This is a genomic window from Haloferax prahovense DSM 18310 (assembly GCF_000336815.1).
In the GTDB taxonomy this organism is placed as follows: domain Archaea; phylum Halobacteriota; class Halobacteria; order Halobacteriales; family Haloferacaceae; genus Haloferax; species Haloferax prahovense.
Map to the genome: position 1 here is coordinate 135,140 of NZ_AOLG01000009.1, position 20,208 is coordinate 155,347.

At 64.9% G+C, this 20,208-nt stretch carries 18 protein-coding genes; 8 read left to right on the forward strand and 10 right to left on the reverse strand.

Features of this window, described 5'->3' with window-relative positions; translation table 11 throughout:
- Positions 1-232 precede the first annotated feature (232 nt).
- Positions 233-679, reverse strand: coding sequence for an ester cyclase (locus C457_RS03120; RefSeq protein WP_008091894.1), 447 nt, complete (start codon positions 677-679; stop codon positions 233-235).
- 568 nt (positions 680-1,247) lie between these two features.
- Between C457_RS03120 and C457_RS03125 the strand changes: the two genes are divergently transcribed.
- Together C457_RS03125 and C457_RS03130 are read left to right on the forward strand one after the other, a co-directional pair.
- Positions 1,248-1,781: an amino acid-binding protein gene (locus C457_RS03125; protein WP_004973130.1), complete on the forward strand. Its 534-nt coding sequence runs from the start codon at positions 1,248-1,250 to the stop codon at positions 1,779-1,781.
- The gene (locus C457_RS03130) at positions 1,778-2,728 is read left to right on the forward strand and encodes a homoserine dehydrogenase (protein WP_008091895.1); all 951 of its coding nucleotides are present in this window, start codon (positions 1,778-1,780) and stop codon (positions 2,726-2,728) included. Before C457_RS03125 ends, C457_RS03130 begins: the two co-directional genes overlap by 4 nt.
- A gap of 76 nt (positions 2,729-2,804) precedes the next feature.
- On the opposite strand, the gene C457_RS03135 is transcribed toward C457_RS03130, so the two are convergent.
- Both C457_RS03135 and C457_RS03140 read right to left on the reverse strand, forming a co-directional pair.
- Complete coding sequence (locus C457_RS03135; protein ID WP_008091896.1) at positions 2,805-3,479, reverse strand: type I 3-dehydroquinate dehydratase; 675 nt, start codon at positions 3,477-3,479, stop codon at positions 2,805-2,807.
- A 594-nt stretch (positions 3,480-4,073) separates the two neighbouring features.
- On the reverse strand, positions 4,074-4,742 hold the full coding sequence (locus tag C457_RS03140; protein ID WP_008091897.1) for a type I 3-dehydroquinate dehydratase: 669 nt from the start codon (positions 4,740-4,742) through the stop codon (positions 4,074-4,076).
- Positions 4,743-5,072: 330 nt separating this feature from the next.
- Here C457_RS03140 and C457_RS03145 point away from each other — a divergent pair, with 330 nt between their 5' ends.
- A complete protein-coding gene (locus C457_RS03145; RefSeq protein ID WP_008091898.1) occupies positions 5,073-5,969 on the forward strand; it encodes an NAD-dependent epimerase/dehydratase family protein in 897 nt (298 codons plus the stop codon).
- Positions 5,970-6,029: 60 nt separating this feature from the next.
- Here C457_RS03145 and C457_RS03150 read toward each other — a convergent pair whose 3' ends face one another.
- From C457_RS03150 to C457_RS03160, 3 genes are all read right to left on the reverse strand, one after another.
- Positions 6,030-6,803, reverse strand: a complete 774-nt coding sequence (locus C457_RS03150; protein WP_004973112.1) for an IclR family transcriptional regulator — start codon at positions 6,801-6,803, stop codon at positions 6,030-6,032.
- A 220-nt stretch (positions 6,804-7,023) separates the two neighbouring features.
- Positions 7,024-7,713: a 4-carboxy-4-hydroxy-2-oxoadipate aldolase/oxaloacetate decarboxylase gene (locus tag C457_RS03155; RefSeq protein ID WP_004973111.1), complete on the reverse strand. Its 690-nt coding sequence runs from the start codon at positions 7,711-7,713 to the stop codon at positions 7,024-7,026.
- 192 nt (positions 7,714-7,905) lie between these two features.
- Positions 7,906-8,916: a Bug family tripartite tricarboxylate transporter substrate binding protein gene (locus C457_RS03160; RefSeq protein WP_008091899.1), complete on the reverse strand. Its 1,011-nt coding sequence runs from the start codon at positions 8,914-8,916 to the stop codon at positions 7,906-7,908.
- A gap of 222 nt (positions 8,917-9,138) precedes the next feature.
- Between C457_RS03160 and C457_RS03165 the strand changes: the two genes are divergently transcribed.
- The gene (locus C457_RS03165; RefSeq protein ID WP_008091900.1) at positions 9,139-10,182 is read left to right on the forward strand and encodes a zinc-dependent alcohol dehydrogenase; all 1,044 of its coding nucleotides are present in this window, start codon (positions 9,139-9,141) and stop codon (positions 10,180-10,182) included.
- A gap of 222 nt (positions 10,183-10,404) precedes the next feature.
- On the opposite strand, the gene C457_RS03170 is transcribed toward C457_RS03165, so the two are convergent.
- A complete protein-coding gene (locus tag C457_RS03170) occupies positions 10,405-11,052 on the reverse strand; it encodes an MBL fold metallo-hydrolase (protein ID WP_008091901.1) in 648 nt (215 codons plus the stop codon).
- A gap of 293 nt (positions 11,053-11,345) precedes the next feature.
- On the opposite strand from C457_RS03170, the gene C457_RS03175 reads away from it, so the two are divergent.
- The 4 genes from C457_RS03175 to C457_RS03190 all read left to right on the forward strand — a co-directional run bounded on the left by C457_RS03175 (position 11,346) and on the right by C457_RS03190 (position 14,996).
- On the forward strand, positions 11,346-11,861 hold the full coding sequence (locus C457_RS03175) for a tripartite tricarboxylate transporter TctB family protein (RefSeq protein WP_008091904.1): 516 nt from the start codon (positions 11,346-11,348) through the stop codon (positions 11,859-11,861).
- Positions 11,861-13,342 carry a tripartite tricarboxylate transporter permease gene (locus tag C457_RS03180; protein WP_008091907.1) on the forward strand — a complete coding sequence of 494 codons (1,482 nt, stop codon included), beginning with the start codon at positions 11,861-11,863 and terminating at the stop codon, positions 13,340-13,342. Before C457_RS03175 ends, C457_RS03180 begins: the two co-directional genes overlap by 1 nt.
- Positions 13,343-13,791: 449 nt before the next feature.
- Positions 13,792-14,223: a universal stress protein gene (locus tag C457_RS03185; protein WP_049913361.1), complete on the forward strand. Its 432-nt coding sequence runs from the start codon at positions 13,792-13,794 to the stop codon at positions 14,221-14,223.
- Between the two features lie 125 nt (positions 14,224-14,348).
- Positions 14,349-14,996, forward strand: coding sequence for an MBL fold metallo-hydrolase (locus tag C457_RS03190; RefSeq protein ID WP_049913362.1), 648 nt, complete (start codon positions 14,349-14,351; stop codon positions 14,994-14,996).
- A gap of 400 nt (positions 14,997-15,396) precedes the next feature.
- Here C457_RS03190 and C457_RS03195 read toward each other — a convergent pair whose 3' ends face one another.
- Genes C457_RS03195 through C457_RS03205 form a run of 3 tightly spaced genes read right to left on the reverse strand, consistent with a single transcriptional unit; the run spans position 15,397 to position 20,041 of the window.
- Positions 15,397-18,015: a hypothetical protein gene (locus tag C457_RS03195; protein ID WP_049913363.1), complete on the reverse strand. Its 2,619-nt coding sequence runs from the start codon at positions 18,013-18,015 to the stop codon at positions 15,397-15,399.
- A gap of 46 nt (positions 18,016-18,061) precedes the next feature.
- Positions 18,062-19,213, reverse strand: a complete 1,152-nt coding sequence (locus C457_RS03200) for a hypothetical protein (protein WP_008091915.1) — start codon at positions 19,211-19,213, stop codon at positions 18,062-18,064.
- 18 nt (positions 19,214-19,231) lie between these two features.
- Entirely contained in the window at positions 19,232-20,041 is an 810-nt protein-coding gene (locus tag C457_RS03205; protein WP_008091916.1) for a hypothetical protein, read from the reverse strand.
- Positions 20,042-20,208 lie beyond the last annotated feature (167 nt).

The following is a 20,208-nucleotide window of genomic DNA, read 5'->3' on the forward strand; positions in this document are numbered from 1 at the left end:
GGTCGCCGAGGGGTGATTGCTGTCCACACGTCGCATATGACACTTGAAAAATGTTTTAACCGAGGACGTTGTAGGCGTCTACTGCAGGTACATACCTGCACTTGGGTTGCGTATACAGGGGAGTTTTTCCCCAGTGTCCGTGGAGTGCGGGCGGGTGCCCGGTCGCCCGTACTTCCTTCTCAGTCGCTGAGCGGCGCGTCCGTCGCACAAAAAGTATCGGTCTCTGTTCAGGTCACGCCTCAGGTAGTTCGACAGCGCCGAGTTGCGTGAGCATGCCGAGCATGTCCGGTTGGACCCACCGCTCGACTATCATGTCGTCTTCGATACGGCTGAACACCATGTTGCCGACCTCGACCGTCTTCCCGGTGGGTTCGATGCCCATGAACGCGCCGTCGTGCGTCCCGCGGAGCGTGACGCGCATGGCGACCGTGTCGCCCTCCGTAATCGCGTCTTCGACCGTGGCCGAGAAATCCGAAAAGGACTCTCGGAGCCCCGAAATCTGCGCTTTGAGTTCGTCGCGCCCCTGAACCTCTCCGAGCGGGCTGTGGTCGAGGATGTCCTCGGCACAAATCTCGTCGATGAGCCCGATGTTCCCCTCGCTCGCGACTTCCTCCGGGAAGCGTCGGGCGATTCGCTCGTTCCCCGTCGGCGTCGGTGTCGGTGTGCTTGCTGATGCCATTCTGAATTTCCCCTCTCGTATCCGTCCGCGTGCGGCCGCGTTCTCGCTCGCCGCCGGCGGTGGATACGACTGTATCTACGCTGTGTGGTCTGTTAACTATTGTTTGTTTAGAATCGTGTAGTTCGGGGAGATAGTTATGTTTATAACATACACAAACGGTGGTGTGGATAATCTGAGAACTAATCCGATAAGATATACTCGAACACTATCTTCTGAAATATTCTGATAGCTATTGAGAATCAGTTGAATAGCTACTAATATGTGTCGATCATCGAATACTATCTCAGAAATCGCTCGTGGCCGGTGCTGTCTCGATGAAGAGTATTGTATGATATTTGCGTTCTACCTCGGACCCAATCGTCGCCTCGGTGCGGTAATCTTTGTAGCGAACCTGAGTACATTTCGGGCCGACGCGCGTACGGCGAACCCTCAGTGATGACTCTCTCACAGCAGGCGGGACGACGGCCGCGTCCGCGGTCGGCGTCCGAGCCGTTCGAACGCAATACGTATATGGGTGTGCTCGCTCGACTCCCGACAATGAACGACACGTTGGTACGGTGTTGTACGGATGAGTGAGGTGCACAACGACGTCCAAGCGTACACGCTCCGGCTCGAACTCGTCGACGAACCCGGCGAACTCCTGCGCTCGCTGCAGCCCATCGCCGAACACGGAGGGAACCTCCTCTCGATTTTCCACGAGCGCGGCAACGTCACCCCGCGCGGTTACATCCCGGTGGAGGTCGATATTGAGGCGACTCCCGACCGCTTCGACAACATCGTCGAGGGCCTGAGCGACGCCGGCATCAACGTCATTCAGGCCGGAACCGAGCGCTACAGCGAGCGCCTGACCATCATCCTCTCGGGTCACCTCATCGAGACGGACCTCTCCGACACGCTGACGCAGATCGAGGCGACGCGGAACGCGACGGTCACCGACATCTCGCTGTCCGCGCCCGCCGGCTCCATCGACGTCTCCAGCGCCCGCTTCCAGTTGGCCGCCGCGTCGGGGGCGACTGAAGAGGTCCTCGCCGCGATGCGAGAAATCGCCGACGAAAAGGACCTGCAACTCGTCGAGCCGCTGACCGTGGGGGGTCGCGCGTGAGGCTCTGTGTCCTCGGCGCCGGTGCGGTCGGGAGTGCCGTCGTCGAACTGGCCGCGGAGCACGGCCACGTCGTGACCGCGTTCGCGGACTCCGAGAGCGCCGCCGTCGACGCCGACGGCCTCGACGCCGACGCGGTGCGCTCGAAGAAACGAGACGACGGCGTGGTCGGCGAGGCGGACCCCGGTGCGGTGTTCGACGCAGACTACGACGTGTTGGTGGAGGCGACGCCGACGACGCTGGGCGACGCCGAGCCCGGGTTCTCGCACGTCGAGCGGGCGCTGGCCGACGACCGGCACGTCGTGCTCGCGAACAAAGGGCCCGTGGCTGAACGGTACGCCGACCTGCGCGCGCTCGAAGCCGAAAGCGAGGGAATCGTCCGATTCGGCGCGACCGTCGGCGGCGCGCTTCCCATCCTCTCGACTATCGAGGACGTGGGTCCGTCGCGGGTGTCGGCGGTTTACGGCGTGCTGAACGGGACGGCGAACTTCATCCTCTCGCGGATGGCCGCCGAGGGACTCGACTACGAGCACGTGCTCGCGGAGGCCCAGGACCTCGGCGTCGCCGAGGCGGACCCGACGTTCGACGTCGACGGGACGGACACGGCCCTCAAGGGTGTCATCGTCGCCAACGTCCTCTCCGACGGTGAGACGGAGTTCACGCTCGATGACGCCGAAGTCGAGGGGATTCAGGAGCTCTCGGGGAGTATGCTCGACCTGGCACAGGAAGACGGCCAGACGATTCGACTCATCGTCGAGGTCGCGGACGGCGCGGTCCGTGTCGGCCCGCGACTGGTACCTGAAAACGGGGCTGTCGCCCCGTCAGGGACGGAAAACGCCGTTCAAATCGAAGCCGACTACTGCGGTCGACTGGGTATCACCGGCCGAGGCGCCGGCGGTCCCGAGACGGCGAGCGCGGTGCTGACAGACGTCGAGCGACTCGCCGACTGACGTCGAGCGACGAGTTCGCGGCGAAAAGAGATGAAACGAGTCTGTTGACGGCGGACGGCCCTCGGGTTTTCCGGCGTCAGTCCGAGAGCGTCAGTTCCTTCGGCACCGACACTTCGCTCCGGAGCGTGTCGATGACCTGCCCGTCGACGCGCTCGTTTTTCGTGAGTTCGATGAGCGAAGCGAGCTTTTCGAGCGGAATCTGCCCGGGTGCGTAGTCGTTGTCGTCCGCGAGCAGGGGCGCGTATCCGAGCTTCGACCCGTAGAGGTGGCCGATGACCCGCGTGTGGCTCCCGATTTCGCCCATGGAGATGCCGGCCACGTCGATGCCGCGGTTGGTCGCGTCGTTGACGGCCTCGAGGAGGGTGAGCGTGTCACCTTGGTTCTGGGGGAAGACCGCCACCTTCGCGATGTCGCCGAACTCCGCGCACTGTTCGATGATGGCGTCGAGGACCTCGCGGTCGGGCGTCTCGTCGAAGTCGTGGTGCGAGATGATGAGCTGGACGTCGTTCTCGCGGAACTCGTGGGCCAACCACCCTTTGGCGCGAACGGTCTCGAGTTCGATGTCGACGAACTCCACGGCGTCGAATCGAGATGCGGAAAAGAGGTCGTCCAGCCGTCCGGCGTCGCTGGCCTTTCCTCCGAACCAGCGAGCGCGGTTAGTCGCGATTATCGGGAGTTCGCCGTCGTACGCGGCGAGTTGTTCGAGCGGGTCGTCCGCCTTGTCCATCCGGAATTCGATGAGGTCTGCCACCCCTCGTGCGTCGACCTCTCGTGTGAGGTCGTTTGTTGTTGCCGCCAGCGCAGACTCGTCGATTTTCATGTGAACGCCTATCACTCCGCCGCGTATAAATGTTAGCTGTCGGTGCAAGAGTTCTCACCTCCTCGTAGGCGGTGAGAGACGCCGTTTTCGGGGGATTCTCCGGAATGTTCATCCAGAATAATCGGCGTGAGCCGACGCTCTATCGGCGCGGGTTTGAATGCTCCCGAGACATCTTCGGTGTTCGTCGCTCATCGTCGGCCATTCGCTGTTGACCCGAGTCGGGACCGGCGGAGGTGGTCGTCGGTGCTGGGTACAGGTACACCGAGGGCGTGCGTGCGCTCGGGACTGCCCGCTCAGTTGTGCGGAGCCAGATGATAGCTGGACTACGCGCGGTCGAGCGAGCGAGCCATACCAAACCTCTCGAAAAATTTTGAATACATTATTTCTGATACTAATTCGAACCTTCCGGCCCGTCGTCTTCGAAGCGCTCACCCTGCGGTCCCGGATGTCGCGGACTGTTTTCCGGGCAGGCCGGTCGCTTCGGTGCGTGTCCGTGTCCACGTGTTCGACACCGGAAGTACGGCCTCAGCGCGCGGAAGCGACCCAGTCAAGCAGGTTTGACAGTTTTCTGAGGTCGATGTCGTTCGGGCCGCGCTCGTCGCTGACGACGGGCGCGTAGGCGATGGACGCACCGTAAAAAACGCCGATAACGCGAGTGTGCCGACCGATATCCCCCAACGCGTATCCGGTGACTCGCACTCCCCTCTCGGAGGCGGCGTTGAACGACTGCAACAGCGAGAGCGAGTCCGTCCTCTCCTCGGCGAACACGACGAGTTTCACCACGTCCCCGTACGTATTACACTCTGATATGATTCTGTTTAGTTCTGATTTCTGAGGTGTCTCGCGGCGGTCGTAGTGAGAGACGACCAGTTCGACGTCGTGTCCGCGCAGTTCGTCCCGAAGCCACTCGCACTCGCGAATCGTCCGCAGTTCCACGTCGACCATCTCGACGGCGTCGACCGCGGCGGCGGCCGCGAGCGTCTCCAGTCGCTCGGACTCACCGGCGGTGCCGCCGGCCCACTCCGGCCGGTTGGAGACGACGAGCGGGAGTGCTTCCTCGTACTCGCCGAGCGCGGCGAGCGGGCGGTCCGCCCCGTCCATCCGGAACTCGACGTAGTCCGCGATGCCCTCCGCGGCCGTCGCTTCGGTCAGCGTGTCGGTCACTCCGGCTAACGCGTATGCGTCCGCACCCATGAGATTTGATACCAAGCACTGGTATAAAAGTAGTTCCCTCGAGAGTGCTCCGCGGCGACTCCTGTCGTCCCCGTGAAACTCCAGTTGCAGTCGCTGACACCGCCGTTTCTACAATGTTGTAACGACGCGAGAGCCGCGAAATCTCGGGAAACGACGCCGTTTGCCCGCGATAGATTACAATCTTATGTCTGTAATTATCATGGTCTTACAGCCCGAATTTGTTTCAACGATGTCGAAAGGAGATGGATCCAATCGTCGCTCGTTCGGCCGGGCTGAACTTACCGACGCCACCAAGATTTAAATCGGGGAGTTCCGTATCCCTCAGTAACGATGGTTACGCAGCAAGTCCTAGTCACGGGTCCGTTCGGTGAGGCGGGCGAAGCGATTCTCAACCACCTCGCGGAACGAGACGAGTACGAGTTCACGTATCTCGACCGGACCGAACATCCGGAGTACGAGACGTTTGTCGCCGACATCGCGGACTACGAGGCGATTCGCCCGGCGTTCGACGGGCAGGACGCCGTCATCCACCTCGCCGCGCAGTCCGACGCGGGCGCGTCCTTCGAGGACATCATCGAGCCAAACATCACGGGCACGTACAACGTCCTCACGGCGATGGAAGACGCCGGCGTCGAGAAGCTCATCTACGCCTCCTCCCAGCGCGTGATGGGGCTGTACGAAGAGGACCTCGCGCCCGACCTCTACGAGGAAGACTACCCCAGCAGGTACGACCCCTTCCGGCTCACCCACGAGACGCTCCCGAAGCCGGACGGCTACTACGGGGCCTCGAAGGTGTTCGGCGAGCACATCTGCCGGACGCACGCCCGCCGCGACGGCGCGCCGAGCCAGGTCTACTCGATTCGCATCTCGAGCGTCCGGACCGAGCGGTACGACCATCCCTACGGTGACGCGGAGCGCGGCGTCGACCGCGGCGACGAGCACAAAGTCGAGGAGGGCGAGGTGTGGGACCAGTCCCAGACCGGTTCGTGGGAGCGCGGCAGCCCCGAGTACGAGGAGATGGTCAAGCGGCTCAAAGCGACGTGGACCTCCCAGCGGGACTTCGCGCACCTGCTCGAATGCTGCCTCGAAGACGAGTCGGTCACCTACGACACGTTCTACGCGGTGAGCGGCAACAAGGCCCGCTGGTTCGATATCGACCACGCGAAGGCGGTCCTCGACTACGAACCGGCCGACGACGGCTCCGAGTGGGACAGCCCGCCCGAGTGAGCCGACGAGAGACCGACTCCGAGAGCGACGGCCACGGCCGACGGCGGTGAGGCCGCCCGCTCAGTACTGCTTTATTTTCAGCTCGATGATGTTCTTCTTGTTCAGAAGCGACGGGGCGAGTTCCTCCTCGATGCGCTCGGGCTCCATGCGGCTCATCGGACCGCTGATGCTTATCGCGCCGACGGCGTCGTCCGGTTCGGAGACGATGGCGGTTCCGACGGCGCAGACGCCGGGGTAGTGTTCGCCGCGGTTGATGGAGTAACCTCGGTCGCGAATCGCCGCGAGTTCCTCGTGGAGCGCCCCGCGGTCGGTGATGGTGTCGTCGGTCAGGGCGGGGAGACCGCGGCGGTCGACGATTCGGTCGACCTCGTCCCGCGAGCGCTCCGCGAGCATCGCCTTCCCCGTCGCCGTCGAGTGGAGGTAGAGGTGGTCGCCGAGCGGCGCGTCGTCGTCGATGGACTCCGGGCTCTGGGCCTTGTAGAGCTGAACGGCGAACCCGTTTTGCTCGACCGTCACGTTGGTGTGCTCGCCGGTCTGTTCTTTCAGCTCGTCGAGTTCCGGCTTGGCGACCCGGTACAGCGCCATCCCGTCGCGCATCGCCCCGCCCATCTCGAGAAAGCGGAGACTACAGCGGTACTCGCTTCCGACCTTGACGACGTAGTCGGTGTCCACGAGCGTCGCCAGGTGGATGTGCGCCGTGCTGACCGGCATCTCCATGTCCTCGGCGGTCTCCGACAGCGTCGCGCCGTCGACTTCGCGGAGGTACCGAATGATGTCGAACGCCTGTTCGACGCTCTGTATCCGCCGCGAGCCCGACCCGGTGGAGTTCGTCATGATTCGACAATTGGCCACCGCGTCCCTAATAGCACCGATTCGTTTCAACGATGTTGGATTTCGAGGTGGCGAACGCTTCGGTCACCGGGGTCACGGGCCGAGGCGTCGCTCGCTACGGGTCGGGTGCTCGCAAAAAACGCGGGTCGCCGGATGGCATGCCAGTCGAGATGCGGACGTCGCGGGTCAGTCGCGGTCGCTGTCCGCCGCGTCTTCGGTGACGTTACTGAATCGAGTCTTCGGGACCGACGATGGTCAGGTTCTCGAACAGTTCGTCGTAGCCGTTGAGTTCGTAGAGGTACTCGCCGTCCAGTACTTCCTCGCGGACGGAGTCTTCGGCGCTGAGCTTCTCGTGGGCGCGTTCGAGGACTTCTTCGGCCCCCTCGCGGGGGATGACCGCCAGTCCGTCGTCGTCGCCGATGACGATGTCGCCGGGGTCGACGCTCACGCCGCCGACGGAGACGGTGACGTTGATGGAGCCGGGGTCCTGCTTGAGCGGTCCCTGCGGGTTGACGCCGCGGCCGTACACCGGGAACTCCATCTCGGCGATTTCCCGGCTGTCGCGGTACGCGCCGTCGATGACCAGCCCGGCGAGGCCGTTCGCCTGACAGGAGGTACACATCAGTTCGCCGACGTGGCCGGTGTCGGTGTAGCCGTCGCAGTCGATAATCAGCACGTCGCCGGGCTCGGTCAGCGTGATCGCCTTGTGGATGATGAGATTGTCGCCCGGGGCGGCCTTCACCGTGACCGCGGTGCCCGCCATCTCGACGCCCTCGTAGGCGGGCCGGAGGCCGGCGTCCATGGTCAGTCCGATGTTGCCGGTCACGTCGGAGACGATGGTGCTCGGAATCTCTTCGAACGCCTCGACGAGTTCGCGGTCCGGTCGCTCTACGTCGGGCTCTATCGTGTGCATACCGGACCTGATGCGGACGATTCACGTTAAACTATCGGTCGGTCGAACGTGCGGTTCGCGCCGCGTGCCGCGGGTCCGGTCCGGTCGGAACGGCCGTCGCTCGCGGTGACGCGGGTCCGAAAGGGAGAAGGGCGCAGGTACGTGTCGCGTAGGGAGTCAGTCGGTCGCGGGGCTCGGAATTCGACTGCGGCGTTACTGCTTTTCGATGCCGAGTTCGTCGACGAGGTTGCCGTAGAACTCGTACTGCTGGTCGAGGAAGTCCTGAAGCTCGTCGGGACCCCGTTCGACGCGGATGAAGTCGTTGTTCTCCATGAACTCCACGAACGAGTCGTCCTCGTAGACGGCGCTGTACACGTCGGCGAGCTCCTGCTTCAGCTCGTCGTCGATGCCGGCGGGCGCGAAGTGCGCGAGCCACGAGCCGATGGAGATGTCGAGGCCCTGGTTGGCGAGCGTCGGCGTGTTCGGGAGCGCGTCGACCTGCTGGTCGAACGCCACGCCGAGGGCGGTCAGCCCGCCGTCTTGGACCTGCGGGGCGACTTCCGCCGCGCCGACCGCGGTACAGTCCACCTCGCCGTTCACGACGGCCGTCATGGCCGGCGCGGCACCCTCGTAGGAGATGTGTTCGACGTTGACGCCGGCCTCGCTGGCGATACCCGCCGCGGCCATGTGCCACGACGAGCCGAAGCCGGAGTTCGCCATCTGCAGGGTGTTGTCCTTCCCGTAGTTGATCCACTCGTCGAGCGTGGAGAACTCGGCGTCCTCGCTGACGACGAGCGCCGCGGGGAACTCGGTGTACTGCATGATGGGCGTGATGTCTTCGGGGCTGAGGTCGGCGATACCGAGGTGCTCGAACAGCGCGATTTCGGGGGCCGTACAGCCGATAGTGTGCCCGTCGGGCTCGGCGTTGGCCGCCGCGTTCATCCCGACCGAGCCGGAGCCGCCGGTCTGGTTGCTGACGTTCCACGAGACCTCGGTGTGGTTCTCGGCCGCGTCGGCGACCGCGCGGCTGGTCCGGTCGGCCCCGCCTCCGGCCGACCACGGGGAGATGACTTCGACCGGCCGAGAGGGCCACTCCTGCTGTCCGGAGAGACTGCCGAGACAACCGGCAGATAGCGCCACGCCGCCGACGCCGGCTGCCTTGATGAAGTTCCGTCTGTTCAGCGCGCTGCGTCCACTCCGATTGCTAATGGTATCGTCTCCCATTGTACCCGAATGTTTGAACAATCCATACAATAAGCATTGCGGTCCCTCTGAATATGACGCGGAGCCAGCGGAGTCGGCGCAGTACTTCGCTTCTATGCGCCCGCGAGCGCCGAGGCGAGCGGGCGCGTGGCGGGACGCTCGCGTACGTCTGGACCGGCTTCCGCCCGCAAGCTTCTCCCCCAAGAGCGTAGATTTATACCCCGGCGGTATTCAAGGAGATGTATGCGCGGGTTAGCCAAAACGAGCCGAGAGCCCGGAGCTATGGAACTCGTCGACGTCGAGACACCCGAACCGGCGTCGGACGAGGTCCTCATCGAAATCGACTACGCCGGGCTCTGCGGGAGCGACGCGGGAATCTACAAGTTCAAGTCCGCCTTCGAGCGGATGACCATGCCGACCATCATCGGTCACGAGTACACCGGTCGCGTGGTCGAGCGCGGCGACGACGCAACCCGGTTTTCCGTCGGTGAGCGCGTGGTCGAACGGCCGATTCGGGGCTGCGGCGAGTGTTTCCAGTGCCAAATCGGCGAGGAGAGTATCTGTCAGGACGCAGAACTGACCGGTATCGACCACGACGGCGCGTACGCCGAGTACATCGCCGTTCCCGAGTCGGCGCTCCAGTCGGTACCCTCGAACGTCGACCCGAAGCACGCGGCGCTCGTCGAGCCGACGGCGATTTGCACGCGCGCGGTCCTTCGGAACTCCCGCGTCGAGGCGGGCGACCGAGTGCTCGTCGCCGGCCCCGGTCCCATCGGGTTGCTCTGCGCGCAGGTGGCCGCCTCGCAGGGCGCGGAGGTCGTCGTCGCGGGCGTCGGTCGAGACACGAACTACCGACTGCCGCTCGCGGAGGAACTCGGCTACCCCGCGGTCAACATCGAGAAAGACGACCTGACCGCCACCCAGCGTGACCTGACCGGCGGCGTCGGCTTCGACGTGGTGTTCGACACGACGGGCCACCCGTCGGGACTGCCGATGGCGGTCGAGCAGGTCCGCAAGGGCGGTCAAATCGTCCTCGTCGGCCAGACCGGCGAGACCACGATGGAGTTCACGCCGCTCGTCCGCGCCGAGGTCGACCTCCAGTGTACCTACGGCGCGACCTACGAGGACTTCGAGCGGGCGTTCCGGCTCATCGGCTCGGGCGACGTGGACCACGCCACGTTCCTCGACGACCGGTTCCGACTCACCGAATCCGAAGACGCCTTCGAGGCGTTCCTGGCCGGCGAGACCTGCAAGCCGGTGTTCGACGTTTCGGTCCTTCGAGACTGACCGACCAGTTCCGTCTCGTTCGTATCCGACTCTCCTCAGCGATTCATCTCTCGACCGCGGTTTTTCTCAGACGCAGGTCGCTCACTACTCCGTTCGTTCGTGTCTCGATCGGACGCCGTTTACGGCGCGGCCGCTCGGGGTCGACGGTCGGAAAAGCATGCCGCGGAGTCGGCTATCGAGGACTGTGACGCCGTCAACGCCGCTCGGTTCGGCGGGTCGGGGTCACTCCGGACGTGGGTCCCACTCGCGCTCGACGAGGAAGTCGTCGAGTTTGCCCCTCGGGTCCTCGAAGACGTGCGAGCCGTGGAAGACGAGCAGCGTCTCGAAGTCGTACTGGAGCAAGTCGTAGAGGTTGATTTCGGCGGCTTCGTGGTCGTCGTTGAACAGCGCCGGCGGCGGGAGGAGGTAGCCCGCCGGGAGGCCCGCGCGGTCGGCCCCGTCGAGGGCGTCCCCGGAGATGAGGATGCCGCGGTCTTCGAGCAGGAGCGCCGAGGTCGCCTTCGTGTGGCCCGGCACCTCGATGACGCGGACGTTTCCGTCGAGCACGTCGCCGTCGGTGAACGCCACGTCCGGCTCGTAGTCGATGGCCTCGTGGAGCTTCGACTCGTTGGCCGACGCGAGGAGTTCGGGGTCGAACGCCTCCATCACCGACGGGAGACCGCCGTGGTGGCCGTGGTCGCCGTGGGTGATGATGACGCGGTCGACGCCGCCGTACTCCCGTTCCAGATGCTCGACGAGTTCGTCGCCGTCCTCGTCGAAGCCGGTGTCCACGAGCGTCGTCTTCCCCGTCGGCGTGTCCTTCAACACGAGCACCCGGACGTGTTCGAACTGAATCTGGTCGATACCCTCGGTGACGTTGCTAACACTCATTCCGGTGGAACGGTAGTTCGCAACGCTGGTTAATTCTATCGGTGGCCGCGAAACGCGGCGTTGTCGCCCGTAGACATGTCGAACCGGTGAACGTACCGGCCGGCCGTCGCAACCTCTCTCGTTGTGCAGTCGCCCACTCTCGACGGCCAGCCCGAGGCTCGACTGGACAATCGACTCGGCCGCCTGCGGCGTTCGTGTCGAAATCGTGACTTTCAGCCCCGAACGGGCTCGTAAAGACCAATATGTTTATTACGAACGATTGCTTGGTATCATACCACGAGGCAGAAAAAATAATGGTGATTCAGAAAGTCGGGGCCGTCCTTGATAGAATCGGCTTGGAGAGTGTTCGTTCAAGTCCGCTGTCAGTCCTGTTTATCCTGTTTTCGGTCGTCGTCATTTTCTTTGCGAGCCAGTTCCCGTCGGGCGACGGCGTCGGGCCGTCGTTCTTCCCGATTGCAGTGTCGGTCGGCATCATCTTCTTCGCCGCTATCGACGTGCTGACGGGCTCCGACACGGAACTCGAAATGTCGGAGTTCGACTTCGGACCCGCCGCCGTCGTCGCGGCCTTCCTCGTCGGGTACGTCCTGTTGATGCCGGCTCTCGGGTTCCTCGTGTCGACCATGCTGTTCATGCCGGTCGTCCTCTACTACTCGGACATCCGCTCGAAGCTCCTCGTCGTGGCGCTGTCGATCGGATTCCCGGTCGCGCTATTCTACATCTTCGGCCGGATTTTCCTCGTGCGCCTGCCTGAGGGCGTCATCCCGGTGTCGCGGCTGCTGCCGCAGCTCCCGCTGGTGGTGACGTTCTGATGGTGCTTGAGTACATTTCGCAGGCGCTCGTCAACCTCGCCGACCCGTTCGTCCTCCTGCTGATGGTCGGGGGTATCTTCCTCGGCATCCTCATGGGGTCGATTCCGGGGATGACCGCGACGATGACCATCGCGGTCCTGCTGTCGTTTACCTTCACGATGGAGCCGAGTCAGGGAATGATTCTCCTGTTGGGCATCTACGGCGGCGCGGTCTACGCGGGGTCGATTCCGGCGATTCTCATCCGCACGCCGGGCACCCCGTCGGCGGCGGCGACCATCTTCGACGGCCACCCGCTCTCCCAGAAGGGCGAGGCGGGCCGCGCGATTCGCGTGAGCACCATCGCGTCGTTCGTCGGCGGCGTCATCAGCGTCTTCGCGCTGATGTTCTTCTCGCCGGTCATCGCCGACGCCGCCCTCCGGTTCCGGTCGCCGGAGTTCTTCGCGCTCGCCTTCTTCGGATTGACAATCATCGCCAGCGTGAGCGGCGACTCGCTCACGAAGGGGATGGTCTCGGGCCTGCTCGGGATGCTCGTCGCGACGGTAGGTATCGACCCCGTGACCGGCTTCCACCGCTTTACCTTCGACATCCCCGAACTGCTCACGGGCGTCGAGTTCATCGCCGTCATGATCGGTCTCTTCGGCATCGCCGAGGGACTCCGCAAGTACTCGCAGGGCATCAACAGCGGGAACGACCGCGTCGACCAGGAGATTTCCGGCGTGTTCCCCTCGCTTTCTGACCTGCGGTCCATCGCACCGGTCAGCGTCGGTTCGGGCGTTCTCGGGTCGTTCATCGGCGCGATTCCCGGCGCTGGCGGCGACATCGCCGCGTTCATCACGTACAACGAGGCCACCCGCTGGCTCAAAGACAGTATCCCGTCGTTCGGCGAGGGGAACGTCCGCGGCGTCGCGGCCGCCGAGTCCGGGAACAACGCGAGCACCGGCGGCGCGCTGATTCCGACGCTGACGCTCGGTATCCCGGGTGACTCCGTCTCCGCCATCCTCATCGGCGCGCTGTTGGTCCACGACGTGAACCCCGGGCCGGGCCTGTACCAAGAAGAGCCGGTGTTGCTGTACACCATCTTCGTCGGGTTCCTCCTCATCTACGTGTTCATCCTCATCTTCGGCCTGCTCGGCGCGAACTACTGGGCGCGCCTCATCAACATCCCGAAGTCCCATATCTGGCCCGTCATCCTCGTGCTGTGTGTCATCGGAGCCATCGCCCTCCGCGGCAACGTCTTCGACGCGTGGATTATGCTCGGCGCGGGCGTGTTAGGGTACGCGATGCGGCTCCGGGGGTACCCGCTGGCACCCATGGTGCTCGGGCTCATCCTCGCCCCCATCGCGGAGGAGAACCTCCGTCGGTCGCTCGTCCTCTCGGGCGGCTCGCCGAGCATCTTCCTCACGAGCCCCATCGCCCTCGTCATCATCCTGCTCGGCCTGGGCGCGATCGCGCTGCCCGCCGTGCGCTCGATTCGCGCGTAGCACCGCGTTCAGACCTCGTCCTCTTTTCTCACGGCACGCGCGTTCCGTCGAGCGCCATCTCGCGTCGCCGACTGTCCACGAACCGCTCTGTGCTCCCGTCGCCTCGCTGAGCCCCTGCCGCGGCTGGCAGCGTTTCGGCCCGCTCGCTTCCGCATTTCTCTGTCGTACCTTCGTCGAGAGCGGAGCGTACCGGTCGGCCCGCCCTCAGTTTTGAGGATGTTGAAATACAGGGGTATTTTTCTCCCGTCCGGCATCGAAATTACAGCAGTACAACTGTAACGAAACTCGTCGATTCCGACCCGTATTACGACATCGTTGAAATCAGATACTGCTCGCCGGACGAACCCGTGCGCGGAGGACGACCGTCGGGACCGCGAGCCGCGTCGACGCGGTTGCTCCGAACGAGATTCGGCGAAACGATATTATATCTCTCCGTGGTACACGCTGATATGGTCGTTGTTGCAGCAGTTGACCGGTCAGGTCGCTCATCACACGTTGTCGCGGAAGCCGCATCGCTGGCGGCGGCGTTCGACGAACCGGTCCACGTCGTCCACGCGTTGACCCGCTCGGAGTTCGTCGACCTCGGGCTGACGAGCGCGCAGGCCGAGAAGCCGAAGGACATGGCGGAGATTCGGTCCGCCGCCGCCGAGATGGCCGAAGACGCCGTGTCGGGACTGTCCGTCCCGTACGAGACGGTGGGACTCGTCGGCGACCCGGCCGACGAGGTCACCGAGTACGCCGACGAACAGGACGCGAGCTACATCGTGGTGAGCCCGCGACGCCGCTCGCGTACGGGAAAGATGCTGTTCGGAAGCGTCGCTCAGTCGATTCTCCTGAACGCGTCGTGCCCGGTCGTCTCGACGCTCGCCGCGGAGGAATAGTCGTTTTCCGGGACGTCCGCTCCGCGGGCCGCCGACGCTCGGGGCCGTTTCACGTACACCCGTTACACGCCCCTGAGAACGCGCGTCCCTTTTTTTATCGCAATCCCCCGTAGCCTCGACCGTACATGACGGTAACAGCAGTCGCAGACGGAGTGTACACGGTACAGTTCGACCACGTCCGCGTGTTCGTCCTCGAAGACCGACCGTCCGGAACGACCACGCTGGTCGACGCCGCGTTTCCGGACGACGGCGACGAGTTGGTGTCCGTGTTAGACTCGACGTTCGGCGGCGTCGACCGACTCGTCATCACCCACGGCGACGAGGGACACTTCGGCGGGACGCCCGCCGTGGTAGACGCGTTCGACCCCGAACTCCTCGTCCCCGGCGGCGCGAAGGGTTTTTACGACGCGCTCGACGTCGAGGCCGACCGGCACTTCCGCCACGACGACGTGCTCGACGGCGGGATTCGAATCGTACAGGTCCCGGGGCACACGGTCGCGAACAGCGGTCTGCTCTTGGAAGACGAGGGCGTCTTCATCGCCGGTGACGTCTTGGAGGGGTCGGACCGTCGCGGGCTCCCGCCGGGGTTCCTCGTCCCGCCCGCGGCGCAGTTCAACGACCTGAGCCACGAGGAAGCCGAGCGAAACCTCGTCAAACTGTTCGACTACGACATCGAACGGGTCCTCGTGAGTCACGGCACGCACGTCGACGAGGACCCGCTCGGAAAGCTCGACGCCTGGCTCATCGACCGCGAGTGGACGCTGTCGTACTGAATCGGTTGAATCGACCAGTGGCGTCGTTCGGCGCACGTGCGAACACACAGTTCCAAATCCGTTCGCATCCATTTTAACAGAATTAGATTATGTACTGAGAATAGATAGTTCTGAGTCACCAAGACAGCGTTTTCTGAATTTTCACCTGTTGGGTGCGCACCCTACTATCGAGTTAGACCGTTCAATACATCGCTTTACGCCGATTTTCTCTTTCTCTGACGTTGAATACGAATATTTCGGTTACTAAGTATCCGATATGGCCGTATTCTTCAGCTTTAGGTGTTCTTAATGTGATTTCGGTGACTCCACGGATATTCGACTTCAGTGCTGAGAAATACTCAAAATAATATATTTATTTGAAAGTGTCAGGATAGATATTTCCTCGACACCTTCTGCGCGACTACTGACCCATGTTCTGATGGAGTCGAATCCGCTTCGGCTCGTTTCGCCCCGAGAAGGCGCGGATTCGCACGAGGTGGTCGTTGGACTGGCGGCGGACCTCGCGGCCGTCGTCCGTGATGGTCCACTCGTCCGGCCCCTCGCCTTCGGTCACGCCGACGATGAACGAGGTGTTTCGGGTGTTCCGCCAGACTTTCCGGACGAACCGCTTGTCCGCGCCGCTCTGGAGCGGTTGCCCGCTCACCGGATGGGAGTGCGCGCCGCCGGCCAGGCGGTGGTCGATGTCCTTGTGGAGGCTGGCCAGTCGCCGGAGGTGCGAGAAGAACTCCGAGGTAAACGAGATGGAGTCCGTGCGGCTCCGGAGGAAGTCCGGGTGGTCGATGGCGTGGTGGTGGCGAATCAGGCCGCGCTCGTCGGCGTACACCGTCGAGTAGACTTCACGCCCCGGCGTCGCGGTGGCCTGAAACGTCAGTTCGTTCAGCACGTGCTCCGTCACGTCGACGACCGAGGGGTCGCTTGACGCGGGCGCGTCGCCGAACGGGACGATTCCCGCGCCGGCGTCGATATCGTCCGCGGGCGTCTCCGGCGTCGACGACGGCGACGCTGACGACCCCTCGGGCCGGGTCGGCGTCGGTTCCGGCGAAGGCGATTTCGAGCCACCGCTGCTCGGCGGACTGCCCGCGCCGTCGTCCGGGGTCGTCCCCGCCGGGACCGGAAACTCCGCCGGGAGCGTCGTCTCGGGCTCCGGTGCCGTCTGGGACTCCCCGCCACCGGACGGACCCCGACCGCTCGGTGCCCCGCCCGTCGAGGAACGATTCGCTCCGCTCTCTGGGGCGGCCGGCCGGCTCTCGGGCGTCGCTTCCGCGGAGTCCGACGCAGGGGGCGATTCGTCCGACGCCGCGCTTTCGCTCGATGGCGCGTCGTCTCCCGCGTCGAGAGCGCCGCCAGCGCCGCCCGCACCGTCGCCGCCGCCGTCGGCTTCGGCTCCACGAGTGTCTCGCTCACCCTCTGCGTCGGATTGGTCGTCGTCGGAATCGGCACCCGAACTACCAGCGTCCGGACTCGAATCGTCTTTTTCCGGGGTCGGATCGGACCCACGATTCGTCCGGTTCGGTCCGTCTTGGTCGGGCTTCGCCCCGGTCGTCGAGTCATCTGGTTCCGCACCAGTCCGCGGTGCCTCTTCCTCGGGCGCATCCCCTCCAGTTTGCGGCGGCGACTGCGACGAACGGGGCAGGGTGGACCCGCCCGACGCGCGGCCGCCGTCTGGTGTGGTCTGTGGTGTCGTCCCGTCGCGGGGCATCGCCTTCTCGTCTGTATCGGGCGACTGCGGAGGGTCCTCACCCGACGACTCGGGCGAAGAGTCGGTACTCGGCGGCCCGTCGGAATCGGGCGGCGAGGTGGGCGTCGACTCGTCAGCGGGGGCCGAACTTCTCGTCGGTGTCGACCCGCCGCTTCCGGTCGGCCGCCCGTCGGCGCCGGACGACGACGAGTCACCGGACGGCGCGTGCCCCGGCGAGTCGTCGCCCGACGCGGTCACGTGGTCGGGGAGGTCGACCGCCGACGCGAACACGAACCCCGCGACGTGAATCGTGGGGCGGTCCCACTCGACGACCTCGATGACCGGCGCGTAGTCGGACAGCACCGACCGGACGGGCCCGGTCCACTCGGACGGTGCCGACGCGGCGATGAAGTCCGGTTCGGTCCGGGCCATCGGGTGCCGAGGCTCGCCCTTGTGTCCGCGGAGTGCCTTCAGCGTCCCCTGACTCTCGCGTTCGGTTCCGGGCCGCTCGGTCGCCGGGAGCGTCACGGTGCGGACGGAACCGACGCCGGCAACCCCGTCGGTTCGAATCAGCGCTGGGAGGTATCTGAGCACGTCCGAGAGGACGGCCTCGTGGTCCGGGGTGACTACGAGCAGTAGCTCGTACGTCCGGCTGAGGCGCTCGACGGTCGTCTCGTTGTTGGCGGTCCCGACGAGAACGGGACTCACGTCCCGACAGTGAACGCCGAGTTCCTGCGGGATGCCTTCGAGCGTCGACGCCAGCGGGCGCTTGATGGGCGAGACGACGCCGAACGCGTCCGGGAGCGGCCGCGAGTCCGCCGCGCGCATGAGGTGGTCGACGATGACGGACACGTCTCGCTCGTCGGAGAGGCGGCTGACCGAAATCGACGGCGGGTCGCTCGCGCCACGAGCGTCGTCCGCGTCCGAGAGGCCCGAGCCGTCCGGGTTCATCTCGGCGTTCGCGTCGTCCGCGTCGTCCGCCCCATCGAGCGAAGGCGCGCCCTCGGGCTGGCGGTCCGGTGGTTCGTCTCGGGTCGCCCTGAACGGGACCACCCTCCGAACGGCCCGTCGGAGCGCCCGCAGGCGCGGGCGGAATCCGGGCATCAGCCCCGAGAGACCGAGGTTCGGAGCGATGGCCGCCTCGACCGATTCCGGAGCGACGACCGCGACCACGCCCAGTCCGAGGAGCACGGCGGCCGTCACGCCGAGTGCGACCCAAAGGAGGCGGCGGCGTCGGCTGGAGCTGGAGTCGCTGTCGCTCGGTTCGTCGGCCCGCTCGTGGTCGTCGTCGGTCGGCTCGATGACTGCGCTCAGTTCTACGAGTTGGATATCGTCTGTCATGGTCGGTGAAAACGCGCGTTCGTGGGTCGTCTGCGGGCGGTGCGGCTTACTGCTCCGGGAGCGCCGGCTCGACGTGGTCGGCGAAGAAGCGCTCCCAGCGGTCGACGGGGTCGCTCACGCCGAACTTCGCCGTGTGTGCCTCCCACACCTGCCGGAGCGGCGACGACTCGTCGTGGACCTCCGCGTCGACGTACGCCGCGCCGCCTCGGCGGACGTGGGTGTGAATCCACGCCGCGTCGAGCGGCCAGAAGCCGACGACGTGGGCGTTTGCCACGTCCGCGTGAATCGTCCGGAGGTTGTGGTGCTGGCCGAGGGTGACGCCGTGGGGGAGGACGACCATCAGGTCCGGTTCGGCCAACGTCGGGACCGTCGCGTCGGGTTCGATGTCTCCGTTTTCGATCGCCCACGGGGCCCACTGCTCGGCCGACAGCCACGGCGTGAGGCTGTTGGCCGCCCGCTGAATCGCGGGGTTGAGGTCCATCTCGGCGCGGCCGCCGATCGGGACCGTCGTCATCGCGGCGCTCCAGTAGCCGTACGACCGGTTCGCCACGTCGGTGTGGGTCGTCGCCGCGAGGAACTTCGCCAGCTCCGGTGCCACCTCGTCCATTCCGATCTCCTGCGCCCGGTGGTCGATGAGTATCGCCGGCGCGTCCATGACCGCGACGCCGAGGCCGGCCAACAGCGCGTTCTGCGGGTTCTTGTACAGCCCGTCCGCGGTCTTGTGGGAGGGGAGGACCACGTCGACCGTCTCCTCGAAGACGAGGCCGACGTCGACGAACTTGTAGGCCGGAAAGCCGGTTCCGAGCGACGACGGGACCAGCGCGTGGTCCGCGTCGTACGACAGCCTGAGCAGTTCGCGCTCGACTTCCGGGGCGAGCATCGGCGTGACGTCCTCGATTCGAAGCGGGTTGCGACCGAGTTGCACGTCCTGGACGAACCGCGTCGGAATCGACGTTCCGAGCATCTCCTCGGCGCGGGAAATCCACTCGCGCCGCACCACGTCCGCGAGCGTGTTCGGCGGGAAGAACACGCCCACGCTGTGCTCGTCGTGGTCGTCGACGTCGGCACTCGGTCGGTCTGCCGCCGCGTTCGCCTCGACCGCGCCGCCGCCCGCGCCGTCGGTGATGACCGCGTCGCCGCTCGATTCGTCGGTGCCGCTCCGCGAAACCGCGTTGCGTACGTAGTTGAGTGGGTTCATGTGTGTCTCCGTGAGTGGTTATCTGAGTCCGGACCTCTCGACCTCGCGTTCGCCTTTTTTGCGTTTCGTCTCCGTTTCGGACTGTCCGCGACGGCCGAGGGCGAAGCCGATGACGCTCGTCACCGCGCCGAGGACGACGACTACCCCGCCAGCGACCCACGTCGGTGACAGCAGGTTCGCCAGTCGGACCACGTTCATCGAGGGAAGCGACGACTCGGCGTCGCTGTTCAGCTGCCGCGCCGCTCGGTAGCGCTTCCGGTGGTCCGAGAGCGTCTCCGGGTTCTGGGCGCGCAGCTCGGCGGCGCGCTCGGTGAAGTCGGCGGTATCGGCCGTCGCGTAGCCCTTCGCCTCGCGCTTTTCGATGAAGCCGACCGTCGCGTTGAGGTTCCGCGCGGTTCCCTCGGCGTAGGCGCGGGCGAGGGCCGCGGTCGCCTGCTTCTCCGCGACCGACCAGTGTTCGGCCGCGGTGTCGTAGTTCGCTCGCGTGTAGCTCAGGTTCCCCGTCTCGATGCGGTTCTGGACCGTCTGGAGCGTGCTCGCCTCGACCGAGACCATCGGTCGGTCGTCGAGGCGGCGGAGTTCCGCGAGTCTGTCTTTCGCCGCTTCACGGGCGTCGAGCGCCTCGTCCGCGCTCACCGAAGCGGTCGGTGGTCCGGACAGCGCCGCCGGCCCCGCGTCGGCCGTGACGACTGGGACGGCGACCGCGAACAGCGAAAGCACGACGAACGCCGCGAGGGTGGCGCGGACGACCACCGTCGTCACGGATGGCCGCCGCTCCGTCTCTTCGGACGCCCGGTGGGTACACCCGTGTCCGAGCCGCGAGTTCATGTCTGAAGTCAGAGTATTTGAATCCGATTCCGTCGATTTGCTGGACTGGGTTGAATCGTTGGTCATCGTGATCTGTTGTGTATCGGGTTTGTGAGTGTTCTCGTGACGTTCTCGTTTTCGTCTTCGCGTCACACAAACAGATTGTATGACTGTAAACAAATATATTG

Bases quoted from the DNA above. Each gene is read 5' to 3' on its own strand.
- C457_RS03120 (WP_008091894.1), bottom strand. From the start codon at position 679: ATGGCATCAGCAAGCACACCGACACCGACGCCGACGGGGAACGAGCGA.
- C457_RS03190 (WP_049913362.1), top strand. From the start codon at position 14,349: ATGACGGTAACAGCAGTCGCAGACGGAGTGTACACGGTACAGTTCGAC.
- C457_RS03125 (WP_004973130.1), top strand. From the start codon at position 1,248: ATGAGTGAGGTGCACAACGACGTCCAAGCGTACACGCTCCGGCTCGAA.
- C457_RS03165 (WP_008091900.1), top strand. From the start codon at position 9,139: ATGCGCGGGTTAGCCAAAACGAGCCGAGAGCCCGGAGCTATGGAACTC.
- C457_RS03140 (WP_008091897.1), bottom strand. From the start codon at position 4,742: ATGGGTGCGGACGCATACGCGTTAGCCGGAGTGACCGACACGCTGACC.
- C457_RS03155 (WP_004973111.1), bottom strand. From the start codon at position 7,713: ATGCACACGATAGAGCCCGACGTAGAGCGACCGGACCGCGAACTCGTC.
- C457_RS03145 (WP_008091898.1), top strand. From the start codon at position 5,073: ATGGTTACGCAGCAAGTCCTAGTCACGGGTCCGTTCGGTGAGGCGGGC.
- C457_RS03180 (WP_008091907.1), top strand. From the start codon at position 11,861: ATGGTGCTTGAGTACATTTCGCAGGCGCTCGTCAACCTCGCCGACCCG.
- C457_RS03205 (WP_008091916.1), bottom strand. From the start codon at position 20,041: ATGAACTCGCGGCTCGGACACGGGTGTACCCACCGGGCGTCCGAAGAG.
- C457_RS03185 (WP_049913361.1), top strand. From the start codon at position 13,792: ATGGTCGTTGTTGCAGCAGTTGACCGGTCAGGTCGCTCATCACACGTT.
- C457_RS03150 (WP_004973112.1), bottom strand. From the start codon at position 6,803: ATGACGAACTCCACCGGGTCGGGCTCGCGGCGGATACAGAGCGTCGAA.
- C457_RS03195 (WP_049913363.1), bottom strand. From the start codon at position 18,015: ATGACAGACGATATCCAACTCGTAGAACTGAGCGCAGTCATCGAGCCG.
- C457_RS03160 (WP_008091899.1), bottom strand. From the start codon at position 8,916: ATGGGAGACGATACCATTAGCAATCGGAGTGGACGCAGCGCGCTGAAC.
- C457_RS03200 (WP_008091915.1), bottom strand. From the start codon at position 19,213: ATGAACCCACTCAACTACGTACGCAACGCGGTTTCGCGGAGCGGCACC.
- C457_RS03175 (WP_008091904.1), top strand. From the start codon at position 11,346: ATGGTGATTCAGAAAGTCGGGGCCGTCCTTGATAGAATCGGCTTGGAG.
- C457_RS03170 (WP_008091901.1), bottom strand. From the start codon at position 11,052: ATGAGTGTTAGCAACGTCACCGAGGGTATCGACCAGATTCAGTTCGAA.